15 protein-coding genes and 2 pseudogenes are annotated in these 14,763 nt (G+C 37.2%); 15 read left to right on the top strand and 2 right to left on the bottom strand.

Going from position 1 to position 14,763, the window contains the following annotated elements; all coding sequences use genetic code 11:
- Nucleotides 1-138 precede the first annotated feature (138 nt).
- The 7 genes and pseudogenes from JFU50_RS20880 (at nucleotide 139) to JFU50_RS20905 (ending at nucleotide 6,020) form a co-directional block, all read left to right on the top strand.
- Nucleotides 139-1,692, top strand: a complete 1,554-nt coding sequence (locus tag JFU50_RS20880; RefSeq protein WP_201223935.1) for an acyl-CoA synthetase — start codon at nucleotides 139-141, stop codon at nucleotides 1,690-1,692.
- A 197-nt stretch (nucleotides 1,693-1,889) separates the two neighbouring features.
- Nucleotides 1,890-2,684 carry an enoyl-CoA hydratase/isomerase family protein gene (locus tag JFU50_RS20885; protein WP_201223937.1) on the top strand — a complete coding sequence of 265 codons (795 nt, stop codon included), beginning with the start codon at nucleotides 1,890-1,892 and terminating at the stop codon, nucleotides 2,682-2,684.
- A gap of 61 nt (nucleotides 2,685-2,745) precedes the next feature.
- A pseudogene (locus JFU50_RS20890) lies at nucleotides 2,746-3,133 on the top strand (CoA-transferase); the annotation flags it as partial.
- Nucleotides 3,134-3,280: 147 nt separating this feature from the next.
- Nucleotides 3,281-4,747 (top strand): GntP family permease, encoded by a 1,467-nt coding sequence (locus tag JFU50_RS20895; RefSeq protein ID WP_201185459.1) that lies wholly within the window; start codon nucleotides 3,281-3,283, stop codon nucleotides 4,745-4,747.
- Nucleotides 4,748-4,950: 203 nt separating this feature from the next.
- On the top strand, nucleotides 4,951-5,109 hold the full coding sequence (locus JFU50_RS31770) for a MaoC/PaaZ C-terminal domain-containing protein (protein WP_342366289.1): 159 nt from the start codon (nucleotides 4,951-4,953) through the stop codon (nucleotides 5,107-5,109).
- Entirely contained in the window at nucleotides 5,087-5,395 is a 309-nt protein-coding gene (locus JFU50_RS20900; RefSeq protein WP_342366290.1) for a MaoC family dehydratase, read from the top strand. Before JFU50_RS31770 ends, JFU50_RS20900 begins: the two co-directional genes overlap by 23 nt.
- Before the next feature lie 481 nt (nucleotides 5,396-5,876).
- Nucleotides 5,877-6,020 (top strand): hypothetical protein, encoded by a 144-nt coding sequence (locus tag JFU50_RS20905; protein ID WP_201188178.1) that lies wholly within the window; start codon nucleotides 5,877-5,879, stop codon nucleotides 6,018-6,020.
- A 108-nt stretch (nucleotides 6,021-6,128) separates the two neighbouring features.
- Here the strand turns inward: JFU50_RS20905 and JFU50_RS20910 are convergent, their stop codons facing one another.
- On the bottom strand, nucleotides 6,129-6,278 hold the full coding sequence (locus JFU50_RS20910; RefSeq protein ID WP_201223939.1) for a hypothetical protein: 150 nt from the start codon (nucleotides 6,276-6,278) through the stop codon (nucleotides 6,129-6,131).
- A 112-nt stretch (nucleotides 6,279-6,390) separates the two neighbouring features.
- Between JFU50_RS20910 and JFU50_RS31535 the strand changes: the two genes are divergently transcribed.
- The 5 genes from JFU50_RS31535 to JFU50_RS20930 all read left to right on the top strand — a co-directional run bounded on the left by JFU50_RS31535 (nucleotide 6,391) and on the right by JFU50_RS20930 (nucleotide 11,334).
- Nucleotides 6,391-6,525 (top strand): hypothetical protein, encoded by a 135-nt coding sequence (locus JFU50_RS31535; protein WP_274608359.1) that lies wholly within the window; start codon nucleotides 6,391-6,393, stop codon nucleotides 6,523-6,525.
- Nucleotides 6,526-6,904: 379 nt separating this feature from the next.
- Entirely contained in the window at nucleotides 6,905-9,079 is a 2,175-nt protein-coding gene (locus tag JFU50_RS20915; protein WP_201185456.1) for a DNA topoisomerase III, read from the top strand.
- Nucleotides 9,080-9,181: 102 nt separating this feature from the next.
- A complete protein-coding gene (mntR, locus tag JFU50_RS20920) occupies nucleotides 9,182-9,610 on the top strand; it encodes a transcriptional regulator MntR (protein ID WP_053346643.1) in 429 nt (142 codons plus the stop codon).
- A 333-nt stretch (nucleotides 9,611-9,943) separates the two neighbouring features.
- On the top strand, nucleotides 9,944-10,639 hold the full coding sequence (locus tag JFU50_RS20925) for a class I SAM-dependent methyltransferase (protein ID WP_201185455.1): 696 nt from the start codon (nucleotides 9,944-9,946) through the stop codon (nucleotides 10,637-10,639).
- Nucleotides 10,639-11,334: an AIM24 family protein gene (locus JFU50_RS20930; protein WP_056520866.1), complete on the top strand. Its 696-nt coding sequence runs from the start codon at nucleotides 10,639-10,641 to the stop codon at nucleotides 11,332-11,334. Before JFU50_RS20925 ends, JFU50_RS20930 begins: the two co-directional genes overlap by 1 nt.
- A gap of 176 nt (nucleotides 11,335-11,510) precedes the next feature.
- Here JFU50_RS20930 and metA read toward each other — a convergent pair whose 3' ends face one another.
- Nucleotides 11,511-12,419 (bottom strand): homoserine O-acetyltransferase MetA, encoded by a 909-nt coding sequence (gene metA / locus JFU50_RS20935; RefSeq protein ID WP_201185454.1) that lies wholly within the window; start codon nucleotides 12,417-12,419, stop codon nucleotides 11,511-11,513.
- 208 nt (nucleotides 12,420-12,627) lie between these two features.
- On the opposite strand from metA, the gene JFU50_RS20940 reads away from it, so the two are divergent.
- From JFU50_RS20940 to JFU50_RS20950, 3 genes and pseudogenes are all read left to right on the top strand, one after another.
- Complete coding sequence (locus JFU50_RS20940; RefSeq protein ID WP_207198816.1) at nucleotides 12,628-13,140, top strand: hypothetical protein; 513 nt, start codon at nucleotides 12,628-12,630, stop codon at nucleotides 13,138-13,140.
- Nucleotides 13,141-13,220: 80 nt separating this feature from the next.
- A pseudogene (locus JFU50_RS20945) lies at nucleotides 13,221-13,696 on the top strand (glutathione peroxidase).
- A gap of 175 nt (nucleotides 13,697-13,871) precedes the next feature.
- Entirely contained in the window at nucleotides 13,872-14,717 is an 846-nt protein-coding gene (locus JFU50_RS20950) for a DegV family protein (protein WP_057216836.1), read from the top strand.
- Nucleotides 14,718-14,763: the final 46 nt, after the last annotated feature.

Here is a 14,763-nt window from a genome sequence, read left to right on the forward strand (position 1 = left end):
TTTTCCGTTTTGGAATGAATCTTGCAACCAAAATTAGAAGAAAGGAGGAAAGAAATTGGGCCTTGTTTAGAAAGATTGAGAATTATTTTGAACAGTATTGAATTTTGAATCTGCTTACCTTGAAAAGGAGGAATTTCATTGGATGTTGGTTTTATCACAAGAAAAATGGCAAATGATTTAAATAATATAAATCCTAGAAAAATAGCAATAAAAGAAGAAGTAGGAAGGTCATTGACGTACATCGATCTCCACCATTTATCAAATGCGTATGCAAACAAGCTTTACGAATTTGGCGTTCGAAAAGGGGATCGTGTCGGTATTTTACTTTACAACTGCCTCGAATATTTTAGTCTATATTTTGCCATTGCGAAAATCGGTGCAATTGCAGTTCGACTTAATTTTAGGCTTTCAAGTGCTGAGCTTGAGTATGCATTAAATGATTCACAGACAAGAATATTGTGCTTCCATTCGAACTTAGCCAATCATCTGGAATCAGTTTGTAATCATGTTTCTGTTGAGCGTTATTTTTGTCTACCTCATAGACATGGCTCAATCCCAGGTTGGTCTGAGTCATGGAGTGTTTTAGAAAGTGGTTCGGTAGATGAGGTCAAAGTCGATAACATTAAATTAAACGATCCGGTCATGCTGATGTACACATCAGGCACAACGGGAAGACCTAAAGGTGCAATTTGGACTCATGATACAACTTTCTGGTTTTCCACGATACAAGCGCTGAAATGGAAATTTACAGGGCGAGAAGTTGCCATGACGACAGGACCACTATACCATGTTGGAGCGATGGAAGATATCGCACTTCCTACTCTTATGATGGGTGGAAGCGTAATAATTACAAAAAGCCAAGAATTCGAGATTGGAAGAATTCTTTCCGTTATTGAACAGGAAAATGTGACCGATTCTTTTTTATTCCCTTTTATGATTTATGAAATGCTAAATCTGCCTGAAATTGAAGAGTATCAGCTAAAATCTTTAAAAACTATTTATACAGGTGGTGACCCGCTAATGCCATGGGCACTAGAACAATTAAAAAAGAGGTTTCCTCAAATTGGAGTTGTTCAAGTTTACGGGTTAACTGAAGGACAACCAATTGCGGCTTCGCTTGAACCACAGGATGCTTTTACAAAAGGCCATACCGTTGGAAAGCCAATGCCACTTACAGAAATTAATATTATCGATGAGGATGGAACGCCTTTGCCTGTTGGTGAAATTGGTGAAATCGCTATTAAAAGTCCAGCGGTTTCTGAGGGTTATTGGAGAAAACCTGATGCCACAATGGAAACATTTGTGAATGGGTGGTGTAAAACAGGAGACATGGGAAAATTCGATCATGATGGGTATCTATCAATTGCAGGCAGAAAAAAAGATATGATTCGGAGCGGTGGTGAAAACATTTACTCTGCGGAAATTGAAGATGTCTTATACCGCCATGATGAAGTGAAGGAAGTTTCTATAATTGGTATTCCTGATCCGAAATACATTGAGGCTGTATGTGCTGTTATTGTTAAAAAAGAAGGAGCCAAACTTACGGAGGAAGATGTTGTTAATTACTGTAAGGAACATCTTGCTAGCTACAAAAAACCTAGAAAGGTCACATTTGTTGATGAAATACCACGTACCCCATCCGGTAAGGTTCAAAAGTTTATTCTTCGAAAACAGTTTAGTGGTATGGAATAAATAAGGAATTTCTCGAAGGTTAAAAAAGGTACTATAAAAAGGTTTTGTGAATACATTATTTCACTTTGTTTTAAACATGCACATAACCATCAAGGATTCTAACATAAATATCTGGGTTTACTCACTGATGCACGTTTTTCAACAATGCCAGAGCATCTGGAACCCACAAGTACACTTTAGGTTGAGGAGGAAAGCCGATGAAGAATAAGGATCAAGTTGTTTCATGGTCAAAACAGAGTAATATTGCAACGATTATTATTGATAATCCACCTGTTAATGTATTAAGCGCAGATGTTATAGAACAATTGAATCTTGTGGTAGATGAAATTGAAAGCGATTACAACGTTAAGGTCATTATCCTTACTGGTGAAGGCGAAAGAGCTTTTGTTGCTGGAGGGGATATTAAAGAATTTCCAGCATGGATTGGAAAAGGAGTGGAAGAAGGAAAGGGGAAATCACTTTGGCTTCAGGAACCACTTAATAAAATTGAACGTTTATCTCGACCAACTATTGCTGCAATCAACGGATTAGCATTAGGTGGAGGATGTGAACTTGCCTTAAGTTGTGATATTCGAATTGCAGAGGAACAAATTAGGATTGGGCTTCCTGAAATTAAATTGGGTTTGTTTCCAGGGGCAGGGGGAACTCAAAGACTTCCTAGACTGATAGGTAAAGCCAAAGCAAAAGAAATGATCTTTACTGGAGAGCCACTGAATGCAGAAGAGGCAAAACAAATAGGGCTTGTTAATCATGTTGTGCCAAAGGGGGAATCTTTAGAAAAAGCAATGGAAATTGCAAAATGTATTTGCAATTATTCTTTACAATCTTTAACTTTTGCAAAGCATTCTATTGATTATGGTTATGAACAAACACTTGAAGATGGACTCGTGATTGAAGCTGAAAATTTTGGTCATGTTTTTCAGACTAAGGACGTTAAGGAAGGTGTTGAAGCCTTTATTAATAAAAGAGAGCCAAATTTCGTTGATCAGTAATCCCTCATGACAAAACCAGAGTCAAGTCAATTTTTGAAAAAGTTCCTCGGGGTCCGTCTAGTTCTATAGTGCGGAATCTTTCGCCATGATTCGCGGAGGGCATATTGATGTTGCATTTTAGGAGGAATGGAAGTGCCCCATAATGGTGATTTGGCTAACTGGGTGATTCCAGGGAGAATGGTGAAAGGAATGGGCGGAGCGAAGGACCTTGTCCATGGTGCACGCAAAACAATTGTGATTATGGAACACGTTAATAAACATGGCGAATCCAAAATTCTGAAAGAGTGCACCCTACGCTCACAGGAAAAAGCGTGGTTGAACATATCATCACGGATCTTGCGGTAAAGGACGTTACAGAAAAGGGCTTGAAACTAATAGAAGTCGCAAAAGGATTCACAGTCGAACAAATCTTTAGATGTACACACAAAACTCAAAGAAATGACGTTTAAAAGAAACAATGGATTTATTCGGGAAAATAATTAGAGTTCTGTAGACAAGAAAAGTGAACTTTAATGCCGAAGAAGTCTTGGGGGAAATGGATTCAAACCAGCAACAAATGATAACATATTATACTTTGAGAAAAAGGGGGAATCAATATGGATGTAATGATTATTATTATTTCACTAGGATTACTTATGTTTCTAGCATATCGAGGATTTTCTGTTATACTTTTTGCACCATTGTGTGCTTTGTTTGCTGTATTTTTAACGGATCCTGGACATGTTTTACCTTTCTTCTCTAATATATTTATGGTTAAGTTGGTTGAATTTGTTAAATTATATTTCCCGGTTTTTCTACTAGGTGCTATTTTTGGGAAATTGGTTGAAATAAGCGGTGTTGCAAAGAGCATAGCTAAAATTATTGTCCGTTTTATCGGGGCTAAACAAGCCATTCTAGCCATTGTGATAATGGGCGCAATCCTGACTTATAGCGGAGTTAGTTTGTTTGTTGCAGTGTTTGCCATTTATCCATTTGCTGCTCAGCTATTTCGCGAAGCTAATATTCCAAAGCGTTTAATTCCTGCGACAATTGCAGTTAGTGCTTTTACCTTTTCCATGGATTCACTTCCAGGGTCTCCACAAATTCAGAATGTCATTCCAACGGGATTCTTTAAAACTGACATCTATGCTGCACCGACACTAGGAATTATTGGGGCAATATTTATCATTTCCTTGAGCCTTTTATACTTAAATCATTGTCGACATAAGGCAGCTAGAAATGGTGAAGGGTATTTTGGAATTGGTGATAAAGCTATTGATAGGGAAGCTGCTGAAGCAGAAATGGCAGCTAGTTCTGCTATATCGGTGGAAACGACTAATAAGTTGGGAATGGATTCTGAAAAAGCCATAAGTAGAAAAGACTGGCTTGCTTTTATTCCGTTGGTGTTAGTTGGAGTGATGAATAAGTTTTTTACTGAGTCTTTTCCTCTTTGGTATGCCAAAGGATTCGATTTTGCTACTATTGGGTTGAAAGATTATGGAAATGTTGATATGTCTAAAGTTATTGGTGTTTGGTCTGTAGAGATGGCTCTTATTCTCGGGATAATAGCAACCGTCTTATTAAACTTTAAAGCTGTCAAATTAAATTTCCAATCAAGTATTAATATAGGGATTAGTGGGGCATTGCTTGCAACCATGAATACGGCAACCGAATATGGTTTTGGGGGTGTGATTGCAGCTTTACCCGGCTTTACTGTGATACAAGATTATCTTACTGGAATGTTTTCGAACCCTTTAATTAATGGGGCGATCATGACAAATGTTTTGTGCGGCATTACTGGTTCAGGATCTGGTGGGATGAGCATTACGTTGAGCTTAATGGCGGATACGTATATACAAACAGCTGCTCATTTTGACATTCCGTTGGAAGTTTTACATCGTGTCATTGCTATGTCTGCAGGTGGATTTGATACTTTGCCACATAACGGAGCTATAATAACTCTTCTAGCAGTTACGGGACTCACTCATCGCCAGGCATATAAAGACATTTTTGTTATTACCATTATAAAGACACTTGCTGTATTCTTTGTAATTGGTATATTCAGCTTGTTTGCTATCGTTTAAATATTTGCCGGTGAGCATAGGAAAATACATTTCGATTTCTAGCTTTAAACGCTATTTACATGGAATAGTACGTCTTCTATATGAAAAACATTTTTTATAGGTGTTGATTTTAAGAACTATCACTAAATTATTTAGTCTATAGTATTAAATATCTGAAATTTCTGCCTACTTTTTTCAAGCCTAAATAAAAGGAGAATGAAATAATGTTTAATAAATATTTCCATCAATATGAAATCGGAGAAACATGGGTGTCGAAAGGACGTACTATAACCGAGGCAGATCTAGTAATGTTTTCTGCATTTAGCGGTGACTGGTTTCCCCTCCATATTGATAAGGAGTATGCAAGCAAATACACAGTATAAGCAGCGGATAGCACACGGAATGCTTATACTTTCGGCTGCAACTGGCTTATTTCAATTTGAACCAGGAATCGTCGTTGCATTTTATGGATTGGAGAAGGTTCGATTTACAAACCCTACCTTTATTGGGGACACGATACATGTAGAATTAAAGGTGATTGACCTTTTTGAAAAAGGCTATCAAGGTGTTGTAACAGTCATCCAAGAAATAAAAAAACAAAACGGAGAAACTGTAGCCATAGCCAATATGAAAATTATGGTCAATTCTAATACCCATGTGAAAATATAGTAATCACTTAATTTATAATGCGACAAAATTAAATATTTGAGCAGGTGCAAATCAAACTTGAATTCAGATGGCGTTTGTTCTAAAAAGTATGTCTAGATGACATAGTTTATAGATTTAAGAGACATTGAAATAATTCTTGCTCAAATTAGGGAGCCGTTGAAGTAGCTGTAATTAATACTTAAAACGTGCTTTGGAATACAATCACTATCATTGATTAAATCTATCGAATTAGCTTATGGTTATAAGAGGAAATTCGAAGTAAAAGTATTATCCCCAAACTTAGCACAGAAATTAAACGTGGCGGTAGGCAGAAGAAACGAGAATAACATAATAATCAAAATAAGAGCGACTGCATTTAATTAGCAATCGCTCTTTATCTATTCTCTTTGTTACAGCTGTGTAAATAGGCCAAAACCAAAACACTTCTCCTTGTGAAATAATGTAGCGGTCTAAGAAAGTCTCAAAGAAAGCAGGTATGTATATGAGAAAGAAAACAATCGGTGAAATGACCAATAGTAGATTAAGTTGGGGATTTGATGCCTCAACTCGTGTGATTTTGAATAAGAAAGGCAAAGGATCATATAACCGGAGTAAAATAAAGCAAGAACTATCGAAGGGAAAGTAGTTTCTTTTTTATCTTTTTAGTATATTTATGTTATAATGTGGAATATATAAAAAAGACGAGATGCGCTAACATCTCGCCTAGTAACCAATCCAAAGTGGTCGGTTGCTCCTAAATATTACGCTTCTTAGAAGGCCTCCCGTGCTGTTTGGATGTAGAACGGGTGGTTTTCTTTTTGACTTTTTTAGCAGGAAGGAAGCTAAATAAATATACAACTGTCGAATTGGCAACTTCCACTAGTACGTCTATTAGAAGATCCATTGCGGTCACCTCCCTTCTCTCTTAGATAAAAGAGATAGGGGTAAGGCAACCTCCCACCCGGTTAGTTACATAAGGGAATTATGCCATATTTTACATAGTATGAGGCGGTTTTATGGAAAAAGGATGGTATGGATTAGAAATAGGGGATCTGAATAAAGGCAAAATGAAAACAGAAGCTAAGAAACCATTTCTATCGGTTTGCGAATGGTTCAAAAAGAGCAGAACCGTTGACGGCTGCTCTTTTTGAATTGCGACTCAACTTATATTAAATCCGGATAACCCATTCTACAAGAAGGGGACTCTTATTGGAAAGAGAAATAAAGAAAAGCATATCACACTACAAAACATCCATAATTTTAAAAAAATATGGACAAGAAATTCTAGTTTAGCTGAATTGTCAAAAGAAAAACTAATCATTTAGTGTAGCTTTTTTTGCATATTAATCTGCTTATATTTGGACGGGCCTTATTATATGCATGAAAATCCCATTCTCCACCGGCGTTAAGTAATTATTCTATCCCGTTGCAGGAGCAGTTCTGTAAAAACTAACTCAAATCTAGCCGATATATATATTTAAGGTATAATAATAAAGAAAGATATTTTTTAACGGATTAGGTGACGAAAATATGAAGCTAATCATTGCGGAGAAACCAGATCAAGGTTCAACGTTAGCAGGTCAATTTAAAACGAAGAAACAGCAAGGCTATATAGAAATTTTGCCGAATGAACTTTTTCCGGATGGTGCTTATGTAACATGGGCAGTCGGGCATTTATGTCAACTAGTTTCACCGGAAACGTATCATTCAAAATGGAAAAAATGGTCGATTGATACATTGCCGATGATTCCTGAGAAATTCCAATATGAAGTGACTCGACAAAAGGCAAAGCAATTCAATGTTGTGAAAACTTTGCTTAGGAAGTCGGATGTGGATGAAATTATTCATGCTGGCGATGCCGGTCGTGAAGGAGAATTGATTGTACGCAATATCGTCAATCTATGCAGCGTCAAAAAACCGATGAAACGTTTATGGATTTCCTCTTTGACTCCGAAAGCCATTTATGAAGGTTTCCAAAATCTGATTAGCGAAGAAAAAACAAGGCCACTTTATTATGAAGCATATACGAGAGCTTGTGCAGACTGGGTTGTTGGTATGAATGCTTCTAGAGCTTATAGCATTTTATTGAAACAAAGAGGGGTGTCGGATGTATTTTCAGCTGGCAGGGTTCAGACGCCTACCCTCGCTTTGATAGTAAAAAGGGAAATGGAAATTGAACAGTTCAAATCTGAACCGTTTTGGGAAGTATTTGCTGACTTCAAGATGGATGGAAATAAATATCAAGGAAAGTGGCAGCAGAACAACGATCCGAGGATTAAAACAAAAGAACTTGCTGAAAAAATTGCCGCCTTTTGCAAGGGTAAAGAAGCTGAAATTGCAGAAATGGATACAGAAAGAAAAGAATTTCAGCCACCTTTATTATTTAATCTATCTTCTTTACAGGCAACCGTGAATAAGATTTATAAATATTCACCGAAAATGACGCTGGATATTGTTCAAAGTCTATATCAAAAAGGGATTGTTTCTTACCCGCGTTCTGACTCCAATTATGTTACAGAGGGGGAAGCCGAGACATTTCCCGATATTTTGCAAAAAATAAGCAGGTTTTCAGAGTATGAATCCCTGTTTCCGTTGCCTCAATCAAGCATCATAAATAATAAACGGTTTGTAAATGAAAAAAAAGTGACTGATCACTATGCAATTATCCCAACTGAGCAGGTCACAGATCCAAAGCGCCTTTCCGCTGAAGAACGCAATATCTATGACTTGGTGGTACGCCGCCTGATTGCGGCTCATTATGAGAAGGCGATTTTCGATTATACAACAATTAAAACGCTTGTCGATAAGCGGGCCGAGTTCATTTCGAAAGGCAAGCAGCAAATCCAAGAGGGATGGCGGAAGGTGATTTTCCAAAATGATAAGGATGATGACGATATCATTTTGCCCCCCGTCAAAAAAGGGGATTCTGGACAGGTAGCCAGTGTAAAAGTGAAAGAAGGAAAAACCCAGCCTCCTAAGCGCTATACAGAGGGTCAGTTGATTACATTGATGAAAACTGCCGGAAAACATCTGGATAATGAAGAGCTAGAAAAGGTTTTGATGAAAGCAGAAGGACTTGGAACTGAAGCTACTCGTGCAGGCATTATAACTATGCTGAAAGACCGTAAATATATTGATGTTAAAAAAAATCAGGTATTTGCGACAGATAAAGGGAAAGTACTGATTACTGCCATCGGAGAAAAAATTCTGGCTTCACCTGAAATGACGGCTAAATGGGAACAGCGCTTAAGGGAAATCGGGGAAGGAAAGGCTTCCGCTGGTGAATTTATGGAAGCTGTTAAGAAGATGTCGGCTAAAATTATCAGTGATGCAGTTGAATCATCGGAAAACTGGGATTTCCAAGGACTGGATACTGAATCAATTCAACGGAGCGGGTCTAAAAAAAGAAATACTGCATCTGTAGGCAGCTGCAAGTTATGCGGTTCGAAGATTGTCGATAAAGGTGAATTTTATGGATGTGTGAGTTATCAGAAAACGAAGTGTAACTTCACTATCTCCAAAAAAATCCTGAATAAAAAGATCAGTCAAGCAAATATAAAAAAGCTGTTGGCAAGCGGCGAAACGGATTTAATAAGTGGCTTTAAAAAAGGAGAGAAGACCTTTGACGCAATTTTATCTTGGTCCGATTCTGAAAAGAAGATTAGTTTTACATTTCCAACAGAACAAGCCGTCAAGCAAACTTAATAATAAACTTCTTTAAAAGACGTCCTGAGACGATATCTTCTTGTTTCGGGGTCGTTTATATAGTAAAATTTTTAGATATGCGTTTGAATGGGAGGATTCCGAATGCCTACACCGAGCATGGAGGATTACATAGAACAAATTTATTTACTTATTGAAGAAAAAGGATATGCCAGGGTTTCCGATATTGCAGAAAATCTTTCCGTCCATCCCTCTTCAGTTACAAAAATGGTTCAAAAACTAGATCATGAAAAATATTTAATATATGAAAAGTACCGTGGTCTCGTTTTGACTGCAAATGGGAAAAAAGTGGGTAAAAGGCTCGTATACCGACATGAACTATTAGAACAGATGCTAAGATTGATTGGGGTCAAAGAAGAAAATATCTATCAGGATGTTGAAGGTATTGAACATCACCTTAGTTGGAATGCTATCGATCGAATTGGAGATCTTGTCGAATTCTTTGAGGAATCTCCTAGTCGTGTCGAGGATTTAAGAAATATACAAAAAAGAAACGAAGAGAACTCAAAATAAGTCTGCCACTGGCAGTTTTTTTTTGTTGACTTTTATAAATTAAATTACTTATAAAACAGTCAGCTATTATTGTACGGAATAAACAATCTAACTATTAATTAAACAAATGATGTTCAATAAGTGGATAATAGGAAAAGGTAAAAAAGGGATTTTTAGAGTCAGAGCAGAATAGCTATAAATAAGCCTCAGCAGTCACGGTTAGATATGGGTTTTTAAATACTAGGTAATGTAATAAAAAAGTTAAGAAACGAGGTTAGTATATCCTTGTTATTTCTTTAACAATTCTATGTGTTCATATGAAACAAAGATTTAAATGGAATGGGGGAATGCCGGATGGATTTACATACTTGGCATAAAGAATCGGAAAAGAAATGGGATGACTTTGCTTCTAAGTGGGTGGAGAATTCGCAAGAAATGTGGGAAACAGGAAGTCGAAAAAATATAATCCCGTTTTTTTCTCAATATGTGCCTACGGGAAGTAAGGTAGCTGATATAGGCTGTGGAGATGGAGTTGGTTCTCTTAAACTTGCTGAAGCGGGTTATGAAGTAACTGGAATTGATCTTTCTAACGTCATGATTGAATTTGCAATGGAAAAGACCGTACATCAGCCTAAACTTTCATTTATTCAAGGTGATTTTTATAGTCTTCCATTTAAGGACGAAGAAATGGATGCGGCATTGGTAATTAATTCCCTTGAATACACAGGTGAACCATTAACTGTGGTGAAGGAAATTCACCGTATAATAAAGCCTGGCGGCTATGCCTGTTTTGGAATACTTGGTCCGACTGCGGAACCACGTAAAAAGTTTAGTTTCCAACGTTTATTAGGCGACAAAGTGATCATGAACACGATGCAGCCGTGGGAGTTTGAGAAAATAGCAGTGGAAAGCGGATGGAAAGCAGTCGCTGATACCGGCGTCGCCAAGAGAGGGGTAGACTTTACAAAACTAGGTCACTTTTCAAAGGATTTAAAGCAAGCCGTATCTTTTATGTGGTTGTTTCTCCTTCAAAAAGAGGGTAATCAGTGATGGAAAAATATCAAATCAATCAATTCGTAGAAAAAACGAAACAGCAGGATAAGGGGCAAGGTTTGTTTGAACTTGAAACGGAAAGAATTTTGGAAATTAATCTTGAACAACAAATCTGGGCGAAAATGGGAACAATGATTTCTTATCGGGGCAATATTAAATTCGAACGAGAAGGAATATTAGAACACGGATTTGGCAAACTCTTTAAAAAGGCCTTTACAGGTGAGGGTGCATCTTTGATGAAAGCGACTGGAAGTGGAAAGTTGTATGTGGCAGATCAAGGGAAGAAGATTTCCATCTTACATTTGAATGGGGAATCAATTAGTGTAAACGGTAACGATTTACTTGCCTTTGAGCCGAGCATACAATGGGATATTAAAATGATGCGGCGTATTGCCGGTTTGCTAGCGGGGGGATTGTTCAATGTTAGACTTGAAGGGAAAGGGATGGTGGCATTTACTTCTCATTATGAACCTCTCACATTAATGGTAGAAAGGGGGAACCCAGTCTATACGGATCCAAATGCAACCGTCGCTTGGTCTGGAGACCTACAACCTGAGTTTGTAACCGATGTGTCATTAAAGTCGTTTTTTGGAAGAGGAAGTGGGGAATCGGTTCAGATGAAATTTGAAGGACAGGGATTTGTAGTAGTCCAACCTTTTGAAGAGGTGTATTTTGGTAATAAAGAGTCTTGATAAAAAAACACCATAAAGCAAATACAAGAAATTTTTTAAACTAGAATTCCAGAAAAACTTCAAAATGAAAAAACCTGAATCAAGGACTCAGGTTTTTTCATCCATACTAGATTCAGCAGGTTTCCCCGAAAAAAAGTACTTCACTTAATGAGAGAGTTTCTTTTTTTCTTTCCCTTTCAATCCCACTCATAAGGGGTCAATTGGTAGACATAATAATTCAGCCAGTTGGAGAACATGAGGCTACAGTGACTTTTCCATCGGTGAAGCGGTACTTTAGTTGGGTCGTTGTCAGGATAGTAGTTTTCAGGAAGCTGTGTATCAATTCCACGTTCCCTATCACGTTTATACTCTTCACCAAGTGTTTCGGCATCATACTCGAAATGACCTGTAACCATTATTCTTCTTCCATCAACAGAGGCGGCAATCAATACTCCGGCCTGATCGGACTGAGCTAAAATCTTCAATTCTGGATGATTAACTAATTTTTGATAGTCAATGTCAGTATGGCGCGAATGAGGTGCCATAAAATTGTCATCGAAGCCACGGACTAGATTTTCATTTGGTTCGAGTACCTCATGCTTATAAATGCCAAAGCATTTCTCAGGTAGTTCGTATTTGCCTATTCCATAATGATGGTAAAGCGCGGCTTGAGCTCCCCAACAGATATGTAGTGTAGATGTGACGTTTTCGGCTGACCAGTTCATAATATCTTGAAGTTCTTTCCAATAATTAACATCTGCGAATTCCAATTTTTCAACTGGAGCTCCTGTGATAATCAAGCCATCATATTTTTTAGAACGGATTTCATCAAATGATTTATAAAATTGATCTAAATGAAATTTACTTGTGTTTTTCGATTCATGTGTGCTTAAGCGTAGAAATGATATGTTTACCTGAATAGGAGTATTGCCAAGAAAGCGTAGCAGTTGGGCCTCTGTTTTTACTTTCTCAGGCATAAGGTTTAAAATCAATATATTTAATGGGCGAATTTCTTGCCTGGTTGCCCTTTCCTCATCCATTACAAAGATATTTTCCTGTTCTAAAATTTCCTTAGCTGGCAGTTTTTCAGGTATTCTGATTGGCATAATTAGCCTCCTTCTTCAAAAATCATAATATTTTAATTATATAGAAAATTTCCAAATAGAAAAGCTATTTTAATAATTTCTTGTAAATCCTCTAACGAATTCTCGAGAATGGTAAAATGGGGAGGAGATATATACATAGTTCTTTTTGAAAAACTTAAGAGGTTGGAGAGGTGTATGGAGATTGTTTGATCCCACAGCATTTGAGAATATGAAAGTAGTGTTAGAAGGGGCAGTTTATGATCGTGACTTTGTTGGAGATATATTGGTCATAGCCCGTGATGAGATCGTTAATCTCTCAACAATGTCAAGAACATATAAGATTGAGATGGAATTGAAGGAACCTCTCGTACCTAGTTCTGTTGTTGGTGGAATTGAGTTACATGCTTCACTCGAGAACTTAAGTTCGGAGTTGCTCGAATTCAATAATAATGAAACATATGCAGGATGTACGGTTGATATATTCATTTCATTTCATGAAAAACTTGGGGCAGGAGAAGTTGAAGATATCTTAATCGGGCTGGAGAAAATTTGGGGGAAGCAAAGAATCATTACTGTGACGACCACCGAAACGATCAGTAAAATAGATCGGCCAGTAAATTCTTCTACGTTTAAAGTTTCATTTGGTAGGCTTGTAAAAGAAGAGCAAATGGAAGATTTGGAAGATATGGTAGAGTATTTGATCCAATCTCTAAAAGTAGCCGGGGGGATAGAGAAAAATTAAAAAGAAAGAATATTAAAGTTGGAAAAGTGATCTTTAAATACGGTAAAATGACAGCATCATACTTTAGGGAGAGATCATACATGTCCATTTATGAATTTGAAGTGAAAAAATCAATGGCGAGACCGTTTCGCTTGAGGAATACAAAGGGAAAGTAATGATTATTGTAAATACCGCAAGTAAATGCGGTTTTTCGCCACAGTATGATGATTTGCAAAGCTTATATGTACAATATAAAGAAGATGGTTTAGTCATCCTTGGTTTTCCATGTAATCAATTTCTTAACCAGGAGCCTGGTGATGACCTGGAAATCGATTCTTACTGTAAATTGAATCATGGCGTAACTTTCCCGATGTTTGCAAAAGTGAATGTTAATGGGAAGGATGCACATCCATTATTCAGTTATATTACCGAAAATGCGCCTGGAGTGATGGGTTCAAAATCGATAAAATGGAATTTCACCAAATTCCTGATTGACCGCGAAGGAAATATTGTCAGTCGATATGCGCCTCGAACAAAACCATTGGAAATAGAAGACGATTTAAAAGAATTATTATAAAAAATGAAAAATGAGTTCATCAGAAGAAGTTTTCCTGGTGAGCTCTTTTTCTGTAACGTTAATATGGTTTTTTCTTTTGTTCGAAATATACCAAATACATTCGATTTCAAGAGGGGAAAGATGAGGGAAAAGTTGAATATAATAAAGAACAACTATTTTACTCAGGAGGTAAACTATGGAACGAATTGCATGGGTAACGGACAGTACAGGATTATTAGACGAAGAATTATCACTAAATGAACATGTATATGTAGTTCCGATGATTGTCATCATTGATGGCAAGGAATATGAAGATGGTGTTGACCTATTATCTGAGGAATTATATCGCAGGATGAATGAAGAAAAGATAAACCCGACTACTTCCCAGCCGTCTGTGGGTAGATTTTATGAGTTATATAAGATGCTTGAAAAACGCTATGATAGAATCATATCAGTTCATCTTTCCAGTAAGTTAAGCGGTACAGTTTCCGCTAGTCAGCAGGCCGCACAGATGGTTACGATACCTGTAGATGTTTTTGATTCTTTACTAATTTCTTTTCCGATGCTATTAATACTGAAACGGCTCATGCATTATGTTGAAAATGGTCACTCCATTGATGAAGCTTTCGTTAAAACAAGAAAATATGCAGATAGCCATGAAACCTATGTGTTAATAGGTTCTTTAGATCAGCTGTACCGCAGTGGTAGGTTAACAAATGCTCAATATTTTCTCGGAAGTCTATTAAGTTTTAAACCCATCATTTCAATTGAAGATGGGTTGCTTCATACTAAATCGAAACCTCGAAACCTAAAAAAAGCGGAAAAACAAATTTTTAGCGATTTTCGCAAATCATTTGCAACAGGAAAAGTGAAAGAATGCACTATATTATATGGGGCGCTGTCGGAGCAGACCCAGAAGTGGAAAGCAATGATTTCTGAAGAATTTCCTAATGTAAAGACGCATGTATCTCCACTCGGCAGTGCGATAGGGGTGCATACCGGTGAACAAACGATTGGAATCAGTTGGTTCAATGAAGATTAAGGCACATTAATAAGAACCATGGTAAAATAGAATGGACTTGGAGTGG

This window comes from Peribacillus sp. TH14, from assembly GCF_016651145.1.
Taxonomy (GTDB): domain Bacteria; phylum Bacillota; class Bacilli; order Bacillales; family DSM-1321; genus Peribacillus; species Peribacillus butanolivorans.